15 protein-coding genes and 3 pseudogenes are annotated in these 16,948 nt (G+C 64.1%); 5 read left to right on the top strand and 13 right to left on the bottom strand.

Annotated features, from left to right (window positions below; all coding sequences use genetic code 11):
* Window positions 1-140: 140 nt before the first annotated feature.
* Window positions 141-1,661, bottom strand: coding sequence for an FAD-dependent monooxygenase (locus RCH11_RS13750; RefSeq protein WP_327057585.1), 1,521 nt, complete (start codon window positions 1,659-1,661; stop codon window positions 141-143).
* A gap of 136 nt (window positions 1,662-1,797) precedes the next feature.
* Between RCH11_RS13750 and RCH11_RS13745 the strand changes: the two genes are divergently transcribed.
* Window positions 1,798-2,337, top strand: coding sequence for a hypothetical protein (locus tag RCH11_RS13745; RefSeq protein ID WP_327057584.1), 540 nt, complete (start codon window positions 1,798-1,800; stop codon window positions 2,335-2,337).
* A gap of 138 nt (window positions 2,338-2,475) precedes the next feature.
* Here RCH11_RS13745 and RCH11_RS18210 read toward each other — a convergent pair.
* Together RCH11_RS18210 and RCH11_RS18205 are read right to left on the bottom strand one after the other, a co-directional pair.
* Window positions 2,476-2,577: pseudogene (locus tag RCH11_RS18210) on the bottom strand (MmyB family transcriptional regulator); the annotation flags it as partial.
* Window positions 2,528-2,785 carry a hypothetical protein gene (locus RCH11_RS18205; protein ID WP_442789051.1) on the bottom strand — a complete coding sequence of 86 codons (258 nt, stop codon included), beginning with the start codon at window positions 2,783-2,785 and terminating at the stop codon, window positions 2,528-2,530. The gene RCH11_RS18205 and the pseudogene RCH11_RS18210, both read right to left, overlap by 50 nt.
* Window positions 2,786-2,853: 68 nt before the next feature.
* Between RCH11_RS18205 and RCH11_RS13735 the strand changes: the two are divergent.
* Window positions 2,854-3,582, top strand: a pseudogene (locus tag RCH11_RS13735) (aldo/keto reductase).
* Between the two features lie 51 nt (window positions 3,583-3,633).
* Window positions 3,634-4,278, top strand: a complete 645-nt coding sequence (locus tag RCH11_RS13730) for a CG0192-related protein (protein WP_327057583.1) — start codon at window positions 3,634-3,636, stop codon at window positions 4,276-4,278.
* Window positions 4,279-4,323: 45 nt separating this feature from the next.
* On the opposite strand, the pseudogene RCH11_RS13725 reads toward RCH11_RS13730, so the two are convergent.
* Window positions 4,324-4,771 (bottom strand): annotated as a pseudogene (locus RCH11_RS13725) (DNA-methyltransferase); the annotation flags it as partial.
* Between the two features lie 98 nt (window positions 4,772-4,869).
* Here RCH11_RS13725 and RCH11_RS13720 point away from each other — a divergent pair.
* On the top strand, window positions 4,870-5,157 hold the full coding sequence (locus tag RCH11_RS13720; protein ID WP_327057582.1) for a GNAT family N-acetyltransferase: 288 nt from the start codon (window positions 4,870-4,872) through the stop codon (window positions 5,155-5,157).
* Here RCH11_RS13720 and RCH11_RS13715 read toward each other — a convergent pair whose 3' ends face one another.
* The 3 genes from RCH11_RS13715 to RCH11_RS13705 all read right to left on the bottom strand — a co-directional run bounded on the left by RCH11_RS13715 (window position 5,158) and on the right by RCH11_RS13705 (window position 7,224).
* Window positions 5,158-5,469, bottom strand: coding sequence for a hypothetical protein (locus RCH11_RS13715; RefSeq protein WP_327057581.1), 312 nt, complete (start codon window positions 5,467-5,469; stop codon window positions 5,158-5,160).
* 75 nt (window positions 5,470-5,544) lie between these two features.
* Window positions 5,545-6,594, bottom strand: coding sequence for a lipoate--protein ligase family protein (locus RCH11_RS13710; protein WP_327057580.1), 1,050 nt, complete (start codon window positions 6,592-6,594; stop codon window positions 5,545-5,547).
* A 30-nt stretch (window positions 6,595-6,624) separates the two neighbouring features.
* A complete protein-coding gene (locus RCH11_RS13705) occupies window positions 6,625-7,224 on the bottom strand; it encodes a TetR/AcrR family transcriptional regulator (protein ID WP_327057579.1) in 600 nt (199 codons plus the stop codon).
* A gap of 88 nt (window positions 7,225-7,312) precedes the next feature.
* Here RCH11_RS13705 and RCH11_RS13700 point away from each other — a divergent pair, with 88 nt between their 5' ends.
* On the top strand, window positions 7,313-8,146 hold the full coding sequence (locus tag RCH11_RS13700) for an alpha/beta fold hydrolase (RefSeq protein WP_327057578.1): 834 nt from the start codon (window positions 7,313-7,315) through the stop codon (window positions 8,144-8,146).
* A gap of 34 nt (window positions 8,147-8,180) precedes the next feature.
* On the opposite strand, the gene RCH11_RS13695 is transcribed toward RCH11_RS13700, so the two are convergent.
* The 6 genes from RCH11_RS13695 to RCH11_RS13670 form a co-directional block, all read right to left on the bottom strand.
* On the bottom strand, window positions 8,181-9,065 hold the full coding sequence (locus tag RCH11_RS13695; RefSeq protein ID WP_327057577.1) for an alpha/beta hydrolase: 885 nt from the start codon (window positions 9,063-9,065) through the stop codon (window positions 8,181-8,183).
* Between the two features lie 735 nt (window positions 9,066-9,800).
* On the bottom strand, window positions 9,801-11,645 hold the full coding sequence (locus tag RCH11_RS13690; protein ID WP_327057576.1) for an ABC transporter ATP-binding protein: 1,845 nt from the start codon (window positions 11,643-11,645) through the stop codon (window positions 9,801-9,803).
* The gene (locus RCH11_RS13685; protein WP_327057575.1) at window positions 11,575-12,552 is read right to left on the bottom strand and encodes a glycoside hydrolase family 113; all 978 of its coding nucleotides are present in this window, start codon (window positions 12,550-12,552) and stop codon (window positions 11,575-11,577) included. The genes RCH11_RS13690 and RCH11_RS13685 overlap by 71 nt, the downstream gene beginning before the upstream one ends.
* Window positions 12,549-15,038 carry a glycoside hydrolase family 2 protein gene (locus tag RCH11_RS13680; RefSeq protein WP_327057574.1) on the bottom strand — a complete coding sequence of 830 codons (2,490 nt, stop codon included), beginning with the start codon at window positions 15,036-15,038 and terminating at the stop codon, window positions 12,549-12,551. The genes RCH11_RS13685 and RCH11_RS13680 overlap by 4 nt, the downstream gene beginning before the upstream one ends.
* Window positions 15,035-15,934, bottom strand: coding sequence for a carbohydrate ABC transporter permease (locus RCH11_RS13675; RefSeq protein WP_327057573.1), 900 nt, complete (start codon window positions 15,932-15,934; stop codon window positions 15,035-15,037). The genes RCH11_RS13680 and RCH11_RS13675 overlap by 4 nt, the downstream gene beginning before the upstream one ends.
* Window positions 15,931-16,890: a carbohydrate ABC transporter permease gene (locus RCH11_RS13670; protein ID WP_442789050.1), complete on the bottom strand. Its 960-nt coding sequence runs from the start codon at window positions 16,888-16,890 to the stop codon at window positions 15,931-15,933. Before RCH11_RS13670 ends, RCH11_RS13675 begins: the two co-directional genes overlap by 4 nt.
* Window positions 16,891-16,948 lie beyond the last annotated feature (58 nt).

Here is a 16,948-nt window from a genome sequence, read left to right as displayed (position 1 = left end):
GCGAGCGCCAGCAACAGCAGCAGGGCATTCACGGGTTACGTCTTCGCCGGGGTGCCTCCTCGTGTCGAATAGACCCTCACCGCTCTCGGACGAAACCTGCTCGAACCGGCGCGGGCCGCCTACGACTCGCGCGACTGAGCTCAGCGCGGGGTCGGCATCGCGGCCGCGAAGACCCGGGCCGCTCCGGCGTGCGGCGCGGCCGCGGCGACGAATCCATCCGGGCGCACCAGGTAGACCAACGAGGAGCCGAGCCCGGTCGTGCCCGGCGACGGGAATCGGTGAGACGCGATCCCCAGCGCGGCACCGATCGGGGCGACATCCGCTCCCCCGTAACCGTGAACCTGCCACTCGAACGCGCGAAGCACCGCGTAGTTGCCACCGTTCGCACCGGCGACCCAAGGCAGGCGGCGACCGACCACTGGGTCGCGGCGGCCGCGGGATCGCTGCTTCTCGCCGGCATCCATCCAGTAGTGGATGCGCGTCTGCGACAGGTAGCCGAAGAACCGGGAGGTGCCCCTCACGCGCGGGATCACCCGGATGACGAGGGGCGCGAGCAGCGGCGCCAGCCTCCGGCGCACCAGCCGGGCACGCCGCGTGCTCGAGGTCGCGAGCCCGAACACCCGATCCGTCGTGGCGATGAGACGCACCGCGACCGGCCGGCGTTCCGCTTCGTAGCGATTGAGGTACTCGTCCGGGGCGGTGCCCGAGATCACCTCGGCGATCTTGATGGCCAGGTTGTGGGCATCCTGCAACCCGGTATTCATGCCCTGTGCTCCCACCGGAGAGTGCACGTGGGCGGCATCCCCGGCGAAGAAGACACGACCACGGCGGAAAGTGGATGCCACCCGGTGCTGCACCCGATAGGTGGAGAACCAGTGCGACTCGCTCCAACTCACCCCGAAGACCTCCTCGACGGTTGCGCGCGTCGCCTCTTCGTCGATCTCAGAGCCTCCCGAAGGCAACAGGCCGATGATGCGGTGGTGCCCTCCCGAATCGTCGCCGCCGAGCGGGAAGGACAGTAGGAACTCCACATCCCCCAGTCGCACGTTGACGGCATTCGCGGTCAGTCCACGCGTGTTGTCGGTATCGCATACGAAGAAGCTGTGGGCATTGGTTGACCCATCGAAAGAAATGCCGAGGGAACGCCGCACAAGGGAGTTGCTTCCGTCGGCGCCCACAACATAGCGCGCCCGGATGACCCGGCTCCCCTCCGGTGACCGGACGGTGACCGAGCCGGAGTCGGCGACGTCGTGCGCCGGTTCGACCTCGGTGTTCCACTGCACGGGCACAGAGAGCTCGGCGAGATATTCGCCGAGAATCGATTCGGTCTTGCTCTGCTCAAGCACCGTGAGGCGAGGGAATGGCGTGATGCCGCTGCCCAGCTCTCCGATCGGCAGCACGCCGAACCGTCGGCGACCATAACCTGGCGCCACCAGCCGGGCCGCGGTGCTGGCCGCGGTCATCCGCTCCGCCAGCCCGAGTTGGTCGTAGATCTCGAGTGTGCGCGCCTGCAGCACGACTGCTCGTGACTCCCGGGTCGGGTGGGCCTTGCGGTCCACGATTTGGACTCGAACTCCGAGCCTCGAAAGCACGATGGCGAGGAGTAAACCGGTCGGGCCGGCACCGATGACCAGCACATCGGGGTCGGGCTGCTCGTTCATGGCGGAACCCCTCCTTGGTCAGTGTCGATTCTCCTCCTGCGCGACGCCGGTGTCGTGGGGACTTTCGACCCGTGATCAGTGGGGCGAAATGGTGAGAGTTGAAGAACCAGACCCTCATCGAACAGAAGGAATCATCATGAACATCGTCGTCGTCTTCGAGTCCATGTTCGGCCATACTCGCCAGGTCACGGCCGCCATCGCCGAGGGGCTCGCGCCCTCTGGCACCGTGGCCAGCTTCACCGTCAACGATGCGGGCGCGAAGGACGCCGCGGAGTCCGCGGACCTGCTCGTCGTCGGTGGTCCCACTCACGTGCATGGAATGAGCCGGCCGGCCTCGCGCGAGGAGGCTCGTAACTGGGTGAACGACCCCGCGAAGACTGTGACTCTTGAACCGACTGCTCCGGGAACCGGGGTCCGCGAGTGGATCGACGGACTCGGCGCGATGCCGGCCCTGTGCGCCGCGTTCGACACCCGCATGGACATCGCGCGGATCCTCTCCGGTGCCGCCTCCGGCCACATCGAGCACGAGCTGACGAAGCGAGGTTCGCGGGCGGTGCTGCCCGCCGCGAGCTTCCTGGTCACGAAAGAGACCGTGCTCGAAGATGGCGAACTCGCCCGGGCACGCGAGTGGGGTGCGAGCATGGGAGAGGCTGCAGGGTTGCCCGTGCACCACTGACCCGCCCACGGCCCCCGCGGAGACACTCGCGACCCGGCCGGGATCGCGAAAGTCAGCGCGAGCAGACCCGCCTTCTCGGAGCCGCGCTCGGCGTGATAGCTGGCGAGGAGTTGGCCATGGGTACCCCCCGATCGTCAACTTCTCCCGGCGCAGGCTGAGTTCCCCGAGCTCCGGATGGCGGACGACCGCCTCACCTCCCGCCCGCACATGGATGTCGTGGCGCGCCCATAAGCGTCGGAACGGATCGCTGGCCAGGCAACGACTGCAATTCGACCCAGAAGAACCCAATGTTGCAACGACCGCCTGAATTCGCCCTGCTTCTCGCGGTCATCCAGGAAGAATTCACGAAGGCGGGATGCTCCAGCACCTCGAGCAGTTGAAGTGAGGGATGCCGATCGCGCCCCTGCTCGAGGCGAAGGTAATAGGCGGCGCTCACCCCCGCAGGCATCGCGACCTCCTCGCGGCGAAGGCCCGCGACCCGGGGGAACCTTCTCCCTCGCCGACGACCTCACCCGCGTGGGCTACGGGGCGATGCAACTCGCCGGCCCGCACGTCTTCGGACCGCCTTCCGATCGCCCCGCGGCCGTCGCTGTACTGCGTGCCGTTGTCGAACTCGGAATCACCCACATCGACACCTCGGACTTCTACGGCCCCTACGTGACCAACGAGATCATCCGGGAAGCGTTGTCTCCTTACCCACCCGAACTTCACATCGTCACGAAGGCAGGCTCGCTTCGCGACGCCGAGGGCAACTGACCCCAGGCGCGTTCGCGGGACCAGCTGCGGCAGGCAGTGCACGACAATCTCTCCCGCCTCGGACTCGATGTGCTCGACGTGGTCAACCTCCGCGTCGGAGCGGTGGAGGGGCCGACCCCCGGATCCATCGCCGAGCCGTTGGCCGAAGCCCAGTCCATCGAGCCGGTCGTCACCGTACAGAACCTCCACATAACGAATCACCAGGATGACGCACTCATCGACTCCCTCGCCGCGAAGGGCGTCTCCTACGTGCCCTACTTCCCGCTGGGCGGATTCACTCCACTGCAGTCGCACGTGCTCGACGCGGTAGCCCTGCGCCTCGAGGCATCCCCGATGGCGGTGGCACTGGCTTGGCTGCTGCAGCGTTCGCCCAACATCCTGCTGATTTCCGGCACCTCATCGCTTGCGCACCTGTACGAGAACGTGGCCGGGGCCACGCTGGAGTTGCCGGCCGACGCGGTCGAGGAGCTGGATTCGATCGGAGGATGACCGGACCCTCGCACCCGATGGCATTGGCTCGGGCTGCCTACAATCGAGACCATGGCCCTCCTTCACCGCGCCGAACTGCGCCCATCCAAGATCGAGCTCATCTCCGCCTGGGCACCGACCCAACCGTGGTTCGTCGGCGACGCGACGGCGCCTCTCACGAACATCGCGTCGTTCCGGTTCGATGACCCGGATGGCGAGGTCGGAATCGAGACGATCATCGTGAGGGTCGGAACCGGGCCGCTGGTACAGGTGCCTCTCACCTATCGTGGAGCGCCCCTCGACATTGCGGCTGAATCGCTCATCGGCACGATGGATCACTCGGTGCTCGGTCGCCGCTGGGTGTACGACGCCACCGGAGATCCCGTCTACCTTGCAGCAGTGGCCGCGGCGGCATTCACCGGCGGCGACCAGGCCGAAGAGTTTTTCGAGGTGGACGGCGAGAGGGTCCTGCGTCAATCCTCGGCTCGCGTGCACGGCAGCGGGTACGTCGGGGCCGCCGTTCCCGAGGTCGTCGGAGCGATCAGCCCACGGCACGGAATCGGCACCACCGAGGTCGAGTCCGGCAGTCTTCGGATCGTCGTGGCCCGTGTCCTCGATCCGGCCGTCACGCCGGCTGCGGGCGCTCAGCACTCACTCGCAGGCACGTGGGCGGGCCAGGACGACCCGCGACCGCTGGTGTGGGTGAGCATCGACTGAGGGTCCGGCACTAGTCAAACGCTATGCCCGCCTTCGTGAGTCGCGCCCGGATCCCGCGAAATCGTCGAGCATCCAGTCCCCCTCGCGCGCAGAGGCCTGGATGATTCGGCGCAGGATTCCCTCCGGCTTCCGGGTGGGGTACCCGGTCTTCTCCCGCCCGGTCGGTGACACGATGGTGCGCCACCAGGTATCCGTCGGGAGCGCGCCACCTTCTCCGGCGTGACGAGCCCGGGGCCATGTACGGCTCGCGATCGACGGTCGTGGAATCGAAGTAGTAGGACTTGGGGTTTTTCACCTAGACCAGGATCCTGTCGTGGTTCGTTGGCCAGCGATTCTTCGACTTCGCACCGTAGTCGTAAGGCCAGATGATCTCGTTGAGGAAACTCGCGCGACCGAACAGTGCGTCGAGTAGCACCTTGGCGTAGTAGGCCTCGCGATAGTCGAGGTGCAGGCAGAGCGTGCCGTCGTCGGCGAGCAATCGCCAGGCATCAGCGAATCGGGCGTCCAGGCGGCGGGCATCTGCCGTACTTCCCCAACCAACCGCTGGCCAATCCCTTTGCGCTGCCCGGTCACCGACCGTAGTCTCGTGTGATGTCAAGTGTCGTGCAGCACCTCCGCGGCCAGAACCGCTACATCTTCACGAACGATGGCGTCGAGGTTGGATTCACCGACTATCAACTCGTCGATCGAGAGATCCACCTCACCCACACTGAGATCGACCCGGCACTGCGCGGGACCGGTCTCGGCGCCGAGATGGTGCAGGCGGTGCTGGATACAATCCACGACGACACCGACTACCGGGTAGTGGCGGAGTGCCCCTTCGTTGTGGCCTGGCTGCGGCATCATCCCGAATACCAGGAACTCGAACAGCGAGTCTGATCAGCTTTTTTTGGAGCCGTTCGCGAGATCGATCGTCACGCGCCCGTGGTAGACACCCGTCTCCTGTGAGGGACGGACAGGATCTCCGGCGAGCGGTGCCGGGGCAGGCAGGATCGTCTGGCGGTCCAGTTCCATCGCCGCTTCGTGGCGGGCCGGGGCGAAGACCTCGTCTCCGATTCCGATCAGCCCGGCTCCGTTACCGGCGCTGCGGGACTTGCTCTTTCCGACGATGTCGATGAGACCGAAACGCTGCCCGAGGATGCCGAACAGCGCACAGCCGACGACCACACCCCCGAAAATCCACCAGTTCACCCTTGAAGGCTACGCGACGAGTCCGACAATGAGGTCATCCCAGCGGCGTAGATCGGCGGTCGGGATCGGCTGGGCTCAGGGCACCCGGTAGAGCCATTCCTCGGTCGCGAACTTCTCCACAACGAGTTGCTGCGCCCGGGCGAGCTCGGCAGGGGTCACGTCGTCGGGAGTCGCGCCGTACAGGCGCGTGAAGGTCTGCTCCATACGCTCGATGATCGCCGCCCGGCTGAGCCCGGTCTGACTGCGCAGCGGATCCACTCGCTTGTTCGCGCTTTTCGTGCCCTTATCGCTCATCTTCTCGCGGCCGATGCGCAGCACCTCCACCATGCGGTCACCATCCATGTCGTAGCTCATGGTCACGTGATGCAGCACTGCCCCGGTTCCGAGCCGCTTCTGGGCCGCGCCGCCGATTTTGCCGCTCGGACTCGTGATGTCGTTGAGTGGCTGGTACGAGGCGTCGATGCCCAGCGACTTGAGGGCCGTGATCACCCATTCGTCGAGGAACGCGTAGGAATCGGCGAAGGTCATGCCGTGCACGAGATCGGTGGGCGCGTAGATCGAATAGGTGATCACAGAGCCGGCTTCCATGAACATGGCACCGCCACCACTCACCCGGCGCACCACCTGGAAGCCGTATTTCGCGGCGCTCTCGAGGTCAACTTCGTTCTTCACCGACTGGAAACTGCCGATGACGACTCCCGGTTCGTTCCACTCCCAGATACGAAGGGTCGGCTGCCGCCGGCCCGCGCCGACCTCCTCGGAGAGCACCTGGTCGAGTGCCATTTGCACGACGGGTGGATAGGCGGCTCCGTGGATGATCTGCCAGTCGTAGTCGGTCCAGGTCGTGGCCAGGGCGAGCGAGCGGCGCACGGCCACTGCGACGGCATCCGGTGAGAACCCGAGCAGGATGGCGTCCTCTGGCAGCGCGCTCTGCACCGCAAACGAAATCGTGGAGGCATCGCTGTTTTCCGACAATCCGTTGACCGCCTCGTCGATGAGGGTGAGGGCGGTGTCCGGCTCGAGGAAAAAATCACCGGAGAGGCGGAAATTCGCGATGCGACGGTCTATCACGTCTAGGTCGACGACCACGAGCTTGCCGCCGGGAACCTTGTACTCACCGTGCATTGAAGGGCCTTTCGTCGGGTCGGTTTCAGCCTAGGCCTTGGCCGATGGGCACTCTGATGCGGATGTCGCCCCCGAGAGCATCGCCGCATCGATGAGGATCTCGGCGGCATGACTGGCATGCACCGCCGCCTCTCCGGTGCCTGCGATTGCCGCTGTAGTCTGGGCGCCCTCGGCGAGAATCGAGAGCTGCGGAGCAAGGTCGGGGTCGGCTCCGGCGTCGGCGACGAGACCCGCCACAAAGGACTGAAATCCCGCCTTGTGCTCCCGGGCGCGTTCTGCGACTTCGGGCGAGATCGAGCCGAGCTCGGCAAAGGCATTGATGAATCCGCATCCACGGAAGGTGTCGTCGCTGAACCAGTCGGACAGGTAGTCGTAGATCGCGAGCAGCTTGGCTCGCGGAGTCTCCGCTCTCGCGACGCGTTCGGTGACTCCCGTGTTCCAGAGCGCATGGCGGCGGTCGAGCACTTCGAGCACGATCGCTGCCTTCGAGGGGAAGACCCCGTAGAGACCCTTCAGCGAGACGCCGGACGCTCTTCGCAACTCATCCATACCCACCGACTGGATGCCCCGGCCGTAATACAGACGGTCCGCCGCGTTGAGCACCCGCTCTCTCACCCGTTCATCCATCATTCATCCAGTCTACTTGCTTTGAGAACGTTCGTTCTCTATGGTTGAGCTAATGAGAACGATCGTTCTCTCGCTATGAAAGGAACTTGTCATGTCGACAATCACCGTGGGTACTGAGAACAGCACCGCCATCGAGCTGTACTACGAAGATCATGGATCGGGCCAACCCGTCGTGCTGATCCACGGCTATCCGCTCGACGGATCGTCATTCGAAAAGCAGACTCGCGTGCTCCTCGAGGCCGGCTACCGGGTCATCACCTACGATCGTCGCGGATCCGGCAAGTCCAGTCAGCCCACCGTCGGCTACGACTACGACACCTTCGCCGCTGACCTCAAGGTCGTACTCGACACCCTCGATCTCACCGACGCCGTCCTGGTCGGATTCTCCATGGGCACCGGTGAGGTCGCCCGGTACATCGGTAATTACGGCTCCGCTCGCGTCGCGAAGGCTGTCTTCCTCGGATCGCTCCAGCCATTCCTGTTGCAGACCGACGACAACCCGACCGGTGTGCCCCAGGAGGTTTTCGATGGGCTTCTGAAGGCCGTGTCTGCCGACCGTTTCGCCTTCTTCACCGGTTTCTACCAGAACTTCTACAATCTCGATGAGAACCTCGGCAGTCGGGTCAGCCAGGAGGTCGTCGACGTTAGCCAGTCGATCGCCGCGGGTTCGTCCTTCTACTCCTCGGTCGCCGACCAGCCAACCTGGCTCACGGACTTCCGGGGCGACATCCCCAAGATCGATGTCCCTGCGTTGATCGTGCACGGCACCGCCGACCGGATCCTGCCAATCGACTCGACCGGCCGCGTCTTCGCGAAGTCGCTCCCGTCAGCGGAGTACGTGGAGATCGAAGGCGCCCCACACGGCATGCTCTGGACGCACCACGCCGAGGTCAACGCCGTGCTGCTGGCGTTCCTCTCGAAGTAGCGTTGCCCGGTGGTCGAGGGCACGGTGTGCGCCGCTACTCGACCACCGGATCGCTCGCAAGGCGAGACGAAAGCCACGCGATCGTGTCGGCGAAGACCTCCTCGCGATTCGTCTCATTGAAGACCTCGTGACGGGCATCCGTGTAAATAATCAGTTTCACGTCGCTGAGCTTCGACCGGGTGAGATACCCCTGGGCCAATAACTCGGCGCTGTGCACCCCTCCCAGAGAGTCCTCGCTGCCGATCTGGATGAGCACCGGGATGTCGTGGGCCAAGTCCTTTGCCGGCCGCCCGAGCAGGCGCAGGCTATCCACGACACCAAACAGCTTCATGCCGTTGGCCTTGAAGGTGAGTGGATCATCGAGGAATGCCTGCCCGACCGACTGGTCACGGCTCAGCCACTCGTATCCCGTCGAGCCGAGGTGCGCGTGCTTCTTCGCGAGATCGCCGCCGTTCATGTGGCGCAGGGTGCGATAGGCGGTTCCGGTGAGGATCAGCGCCTCGTAGTCATCCGCGTGCTGATTGATGATCGACTGCGCGATGAGCGAGCCCCAGCTGTGACCGAGAAGCGCGAGCGGTAGCCCGGCATTCTCATCACGGATAATCGGCAGCAGCTCCCGCACCGAACGAATGGTGGAACGGATGCCGCCCGGTCCGAGTTTGCCGAGCTGGGAATGGTCTCCTCCCCATTGCTCGAGGCCGGTCTGGCCGTGTCCACGGTGGTCGTCGGCGTAGACCGAGTACCCGGCGGTGACGAGCCGCTGGGCGAGGTCTTCGTTGCGTGCGGCATACTCACCGAGGCCGTGCGCGATCTGGACGACGCCGATCGGCCTGCCGGCTTTCCAGTGGAAGAAGTGGATCGTCACGCCGTCAGAATCGACGAAGGTGCGCTCCTGTCGAGCGGCGGTGAACTGGACCATCGGGCCTCCTGGAGACGAGCGTATTCGCGGGTGCTCCAGTGTAAAGCCGGGGCGGCCGGTGCCGAGTATGCGGGAGCGACTGTCAGGCGCAACCCCGGCGCCAGCACAGGCCCGCAGCCCTGCGGTTTCTTCGTGCACCTCGGTCCATGCGCGTGCGCCCAACTCCGCGCCCGCGAGTGACACGTGCGCCCGATGTGACACGCGTGTCCTCTCTCTCAGGCTGGTGTGACACACCCCGAGTGTTGTGGGGTGGTGTGCGCAGTGTCTCCGCGCTAAAAAGTGACACGCGCTCCCGGCTGCGCGCCCGCGAGTGACACGTGCGCCCGAATATGCGGGCACACGTGTCACTCGCGGGCGCGGAGCGTGCGACGGGTCGCCGGAGGACCGGAGACCGCGGGCACACGTGTCACTCGCGGGCGCGGAGCATGCGATGGGGTCGCCGGAGGACCGGAGAATGCGGCGAGCCGGAGACCGCGGCACGCCGGAGCCTCTCAGCGCAGCCGGGAGTGCCCCTCGGTACGGACGAGTGCGCCCCCGTGTGGCCACCTCACGGACCTCACACCGGCAAGGGGCGACATCGGCTACCGGTTCACTGCGCAGTGTCGGACTCGGCACCGTCGATGGCGGTCACAGTGTTCCCCTGATCCGGCCCACTGATCCGGCCCACTGGGATCCGGCCCACACGGATCCGGCCCACACGGATCCGGCCCCCTGATCCGGCCCACTCGATCAGGCTCACGGGCTTTGCGCCTCGACGAGTTGCCGATACCGGCCATCGAGGGCGAGGAGTTCGTCGTGAGAACCCACCTCCGCGATGCTGCCGTGATCGAGCACCACGATTCGATCCGCCGACCGGATGGTCGAGAGCCGGTGCGCGACGATGAGGGTCGTCCGGCCCCCGATCAGTCGCTGGAGCGCCTGCTGCACGAGGCGCTCCGACTCGCCGTCGAGTGCGGAGGTCGCCTCATCCAGGAGCAGGATGCGCGGATCGCGGATCAGCGCACGGGCGATCGCAAATCGCTGGCGCTGACCACCCGACAGTCGTGATCCGCGCTCACCGACGATCGTGTCCCAGCCGAGCGCCATATCGGCCACGATCTCGGTCGCGTTGGCGTCGGAGAGGGCCTGGCGCACCTCCTCATCGCGGGCTCCCACCAGTCCGTGGGTGATGTTGTCGCGCACGGTGCCCTCGAACAACACCGACTCCTGCGGCACCACCGCGACGAATGCCCGCAGGGTGCGCATGTCGAGCTCGGCCATGTCGCGGCCGTCGAAGAGGATGCGGCCTTCCGTTGGGCGGAGAAATCCGAGCACCAGGTTCAGAAGTGTGGACTTGCCCGACCCCGACGGACCGACGAACGCGATCGTCTCCCCCCGGCGGATGTGCAGGTCGATGCCGGTGAGCACGGGACGCGTGCCGTCCGCATGCTCAAATCCCACATTCTCCAGCCGCAGGTCGCCGTCGAGGCTGGAGACTACCGCCTTGCCATTGTTCGCTTCGATATCCGGCTCTTCGAGAACTTCGCAGATCGATTTCACCGATTCGATGCCTCGGGTGATGATCGGCGCAAGCGACAACAGCGCCACGATGCTCCCGGTGAGAATCGTGAAATAGGTGCTCAGTAAGACAACCTCGCCGGGGGTGATCGGAATGAATCCGGTGAGGGAAGCGAGCGCCGCCCCGGTGAGGCAGAGCACTCCGAGCGACTGGTAGGAGATCCAGCTCAGGGCACCGAAGGATCCGTTCAGCCGGTCAAGTTTGAGGCCGGCTTCGCGCACCCCCTCGGCACTTCGTCCGACGCGATCGGCCGCATCCGATTCCAGTCCATGGGCTCGAGTAATGGGCATCAGCGTCGACATCTCTCCCACCCGCGCTGACAGGTGTTCGACGGTATGACGAAACTGTTCATTGCGAGCATTCGACCGACGGCGAAGCCCTCGCACCAGAAGGGCTGCGACCGGCACTGCGATGAAGAAGACGGGAACGAACGCGGGAACCCGCAGGGCCGTCACCACGATCGCACCGGCGAGCACGAAGAAGGCCGAAAAGCCGGTCTGCGCAGACTGTTGCATCATCAGTTCGATGTTTTCGACGTCCCGGATGATTTTGGTCTGGATGATCGAAGAACTCGCTCGCGAGTGGTACCCGATCGTGAGCTCCTGCAGCTGGTGGGTGATGCGGTTGCGGATGTCGACCGCGAGCTGCCGAACGCTGCCCATGTATAGCGTCACAAAGACGATATTGGTGGGAAAGTTCTGCAGGAGGATGACCAGGGCCACCCCAAGAAGCCAGAAGAGTTGCTGAGGCTGGCCGTGGGAGACCACGATGTCGATCACCGATGCGGTGATGACCGGGAGCACCCACTGGGGGCTGTCTTTGATACCGAAGACCAGCATCGAGAGCAGGATGCGGGACCGAAAGGGTCGCAACCACCCGAGCAGGGTGCGCCCGGGGCGGGTGGCATCCGCCCCGAACGTGCGCCGCTCAGTCACACCGAGAACCCGATCATTATGAGCGTGCCCCGTCGTGCCGCCGCGCGCCATAGTGCTGCCGAACGACGCCTTCCGCCGCTTTGCCATAGATGCAATAGTCGTCGTCGTTTGCCGCATCAGCGAGCGCGTAGAGCCGGGCTGGCCAGTCCCAGAGCATGAACCCCTGAACCCAGGGGCGTTTCGCACAGGTGTCGAACGCATCGCGATACCACTCGGCCTGCTCGTGCTCGGAGGGTGCTCCCTTCAGCGCCCAGTCGTTCGGGCGGGCGGATGATCCCGTGCGGCTCGGACAGCCCGACTCCATGAAGAGGAACGGCTTGTTTTCGCGTCTCACCACGTCCTCGATCCGGTCGAGCTGGGCATCCCAGTGGCCCATCGGGTAGTACCCGCTCGACGAGATGATGTCGACGGCATCCCACCAGGTGACCCGATCCTCCTGGTACTTGTCGCAGTTATAGGTCACAAGTCCGGTGTAGACCGCGCGCACCTCGGCGATGAGAGCGCGCCATTCGACACTTCTTTTATCGGACTGCACCATCTCGCAGCCGACGCAGAGCATCTCGCACCCTTCTTCCTCAGCGATACGGGCGTAGTGCACGATGAAGCGGGCATAGGAGGCAAACCAGTCGGCCCAGCTCGGCTCGCCAGGCACTTCCTCATCGAAAAACCCGATGAAGGCACGCCAGGTGCCGTCTGCGACATTCACCACGGGCTTGAGGCAGACCTTGAACCCCTGCGCTTTCGACTGGCGGATGGCCCAGCGCACCTCTTCGTCGGTCACCGTCGGCTCCTCACCGAACCGGATGTCCGTTGACTGCGCCGTCGCCTGGAGAGCGCCGAAGGCGATCCCGACCCAGTTGACGTTGAGGTCGACGAGATTCGACAGGGACTGCGCGGCCTCCGGGGTCGCCCAGGTGCCGCGGACGCCCGTCCACCCCCAGGTCATGCCACAGAACTGCTCCTCTTTCAGCGCACCCTCCGTCCAGCCGATCACTGACCCACGACTAGCTGGTTCGCGCTGCGAAGCACAGTGGATGCTCCCCACGCCGCATCGTCAATCACCGCGGCGGATTTCACCGCGAACGTGACGCTCTCTCCGGGAAGCAGGGTCACCAGTTGATCGTCGACCCGTGCGCCGGTGTCGAGCTTGTCGACGAGAAGGGCGAGATCCCGCACCAGGTTCGACGCGGTGACCATAACGGCGTAGCCATCTGCCACGCGGGTCGCTGCCACCTCGAGCCGGGGGGAGTCGAGCCGTGAGTCGCGATATTCAGCGAAGAACCACAGACCGCGAATGTCGCCGAGTGTCGCGACCAGAAGCTCAGCAGCCGTGTCGCCTGCGGCGCCGAGCTCGGACGGAACCTCGATGGTCACCGTCGCGCGTGCCCGGATGTCAGCGGGTACAGACGTCGCCGCGAGTTGGTCGCCTGCGAAAGACAGTCGCTTGATCACGAGGTCGCCCGACCAGTCCGCATCCGTATCGTTGGAGACGGCGACGACATACCCGTCTCCACGCGGTTGGATGGTCACCAGCCGATCGACGTAGGCGTGCGCGATCGAGTACAGCAGCGGCTTCGGGCGGCCATCGCCGTCCACCGCGGCCCACGAGGTCACCGGCCAGCAATCATTGAGCTGCCAGACGATCGATCCCATGCAGTGCGGGGCCAGCGAGCGGAAGTGCTCGATACCCGTTTGCACCGCGATGGCCTGGTTCAGCGACATCGCCCAGTGCCAGTCTTCGATATCGTCGGGCAGCGGCAGGTGGGCTATCAGACCGTCGATGAGCTTGACGTTGCCGTCCTGGGCTTTCTGATGCACGAGCATTCCCGGGGATTCGGGGGTCAGCGGGGCATCCGAAATGGACCGGGTCATGGTGGACCAGGTCGGCGGCCCCTGCCAGCCGAATTCACCGACAAAGCGAGGCGAGTAGGTGCGATAGTCCGGATAATCGCGGCGATTCCAGAGATCCCAGAGGTGCACCGAACCATGGGCCGGATCGTTCGGATAGTGCTCATCGGTCGGGGAGAACGGGCTGCTCGGCGTGTACGGCCGGGTCGGATCGAGTTCGGCGAGAATGCGAGGCAGGAGGTCGAGGTAGTAACCGAGCCCCCAGTTCCTGTCTCCGAGCCGGTTCGCCCAGCCCCATTCCTGGTGGCCCCAGATGTTCTCGTTGCTGCCGTTCCAGATGACGAGGCTCGGGTGCGGAAGTAGCCGCACGACGTTGTCGCGCACCTCGGCTTCGACCTCGGAGCGCATCGGCTCATCTTCGGAGTACGCCGCACAGGCGAACAGGAAGTCCTGCCAGGTGAGCATACCTCGCTCATCGCAGACGTCATAAAAGTCATCGCTTTCGTAAATGCCGCCGCCCCAGACCCGGAGCAGGTTGATGTTCGCGCTTGCGGCCTGGAGGATTCGTTCCTCGTAGCGTGCCCGGTCGACCCGGTGCACGAAGACGTCATCGGGGATCCAGTTGGCCCCCTTGATGAACATCGGTCGCTCGTTGACCAAAATCGTGAAGGGGGTTCCCGATTCGTCCGGTGTGGTGTCGACCCGCACCGTGCGGAAGCCAATGCGACCGCGCCAGGAGTCGCGAAGGAGTCCCTCGCTTTCCAACACCACATCCAGATCATAGAGTGGGTGCTCGCCATGCCCGATCGGCCACCAGCGCTTGGCATTGTCGACAACGATGCGCGCCTCGGCGACAGTCTGTCCCGGCTCGAACTCGATGGTGGCGGTCTCGGTCCCCACGCTCACTCGAGCAGTCGCAGCAGATGATCCGGGGGATGATTCGGCGGCGGCGATCTCGATGCGCACGGTCGCGATGCCTCGGTCACCCTCCATCGTGACCGTCGGCTGCACGGAGTCCAGCCGAACCCCCGACCAGCTCTGAAGGGAGACCGGCCGCCAGAGACCGACAGTGGCGACATCCGGTCCCCAGTCCCAGCCGAAGTTACAGGCCATCTTTCGAATGGCATTGTACGGATGATGGTTGACGTGCGGACGGTAGCCCTGCTCGAGGCTCTCCCGGTCTGCGTACCGCACCGGTGAGGCGAAGGTGACGCTCAATTCGTTGTCACCGACGAGAAGCAGCGACCGCACATCGGCGCGGTAGGTGCGGTGCATATTACGGGTCTCGGCGATCACCGTACCGTTGAGCTCCACGCGTGCGACAGTGTCGAGTCCCTCGAAAACCAGCTCGGTGGCGTCGTATCCGGCATCGCTCCAGCGGAAGGAAGTGCTGTACTTCCAGTCGCAGGCCCCGATCCACGCCTGAAGGTGTTCGTTGTCGTCGAGGTAAGGGTCGGCAATCAACCCCGCGGCCAAGAGGTCGGTATGGATGCTGCCTGGCACGCTCGCGGCGATGGCACGGCCAGTGACCTGCGACGGAGCGGGACCATCGACGACCTGCACTGTCCAGCCGTCATGGATGCGTCGCGTGGACTTCGATGTGGCGATGGTCACGGTGGTGGTACTGGTCATTTGGTTGCCCCCTGGGTGAATCCGTTGTAGATGAAACGCTGGAGTATGAGAAAGATGATGAGAGTAGGAATGATGACGATCAGCGCGCCGGCAGAGATGATTTCCCATTGCGAGCCGAACGGTCCCTTAAATCTGAAGAGCGCGGTCGAGATCATCGCGTTCTCGTCAGACGGAGCGTAGAGAAACGCCTGGTAGAACTCGTTGTAGATCGCGATTCCCTTGATGATGATTACCGTCGCGATCGCCGGTTTGAGCAGAGGCAGGATGACTCTCCAGTAAATGACGAACTTATTGGCACCATCCAGCATCGCGGCCTCGTCGACATCCTTGGGAATCGACTGCATGAATTGCACAAAGATGTAGATCGAAATGATGTCGGTGCCGAGATTGAGAGCGATCAGCGCCCACAGGCTGTCGTAGAGGCCGAGGCCACTGACGATCTGGAAAGTGGCCACCTGCGTGGTCACTCCCGGCACGAGGGTGGCGACCAGAAAGAGCGCCACGACGACCTTCTTGAAGCGAAACTCGAAGCGATCAATCGCATAGGCGGTCATTGATCCGATCAGGATCGTTCCGACGAGCGAGATCACCAGCACAAAGGTGGTGTTCGCGAAACCGACCGCCATGTTGCCATCGGTGAACGCGGTGACAAAGTTACTGAAATTGAGCCAATTCGCCGGGAGATCGAGGGGGCCGGTGGTCGCCAGTTCCTTCTTCGTTTTGAAAGCGGTGATGACAAGCACCACGAGCGGCAGCAGGGTGACGGCGCAGGCGACGATCAGCGAGGCGTATTTAACCAACACGGCCCACCGACGCTTAGTCAGGTGAGACCCCTGGCCATCCCGTGCGCTGATGCTGCTGTCCGATCGGCTTGTGCGCGAAATGGTTGTGGTCATGAGAGCGTCACTTCCTCGTCGGGAACTAACCGTCTTTGGATGAATGTGACCACCAGCACGATGATCAGCAGCACCACCGCCATCGCGGAGGCCAGGCCCACCTGCCGGAAGGTGAATGCTCGCTGGATGGTTTCGATGACGAAGGTCGAACTACCGTTCGCACCACCGGTCATGATGTAAGGAATTTCAAATACCGCGAGGCTCCCGGACAGAGCAAGGATGAACGACAGGCTGATGATGCGCTTGATCCCGGGAGCGATGATGTAGCGGAACTGCTGGAACTTGCTCGCACCGTCGAGATCCGCTGCCTCATAGAGCTGGGACGGAATCGACTGGATAGCACCGAGAAACAGAACGAAGTTGAGACCGGTGTATCGCCAGACCGAAGTCGAGGCCAACGACACGTTGACCGCATCCGGATTGCCGAGCCATTGGGTCGTGAACTGCTGGGCACCGACCGCCTTCATCAGGCTGTCCATGGTGCCGTGCGGCTGGAAGAAGTAGAGGAACATCAGGCCGATCGCCACCCCGTTGATGAGCGTCGGGAAGAACAGGATGCCCTTGAACAGATTGCGAAACCTCGTACTGAAACTGAGAATCGTGGCGAAATACAGCGCGAATGCCATCTGAAGGAAGGAGGCAGCGATGTAGTACAGGCTGACGAAGAACACCCGGAAGATCTCCGGCCGGGTAAAAATGTCGATGTAATTCTGGATGCCGACCAGCTTCTTGGTCTGGTCGATCCCGTCCCAGCTGGTGAAGCTGTACCAGATGAGGTTCGCAGCCGGAACGTAGGAGAACGTGATGAGGAGGGCGAGGGGCGCGAGCAGGAAGAGGTACGGCGTTATTTTTCGTTGCCGCACCTTTCCTGACCGTGGAGTTGCTTTCCTTCCCCCCTGCGCGGGCGGGACGGCGGTGGGGAGGATTCCCCCGGTTACACCGGTCACTTGAGACATCGTGCCTGTCTTTCCGGGGGAACCCCCCACAGCGTTACTCGTGGTCGAGCAGGTTCTG

The organism is Glaciihabitans sp. GrIS 2.15 (assembly GCF_035984695.1).
Taxonomy (GTDB): Bacteria; Actinomycetota; Actinomycetes; order Actinomycetales; family Microbacteriaceae; genus Lacisediminihabitans.
Note: the sequence above shows the minus strand (reverse complement) of the source record. Positions and strands in the feature narration are given on the sequence as shown.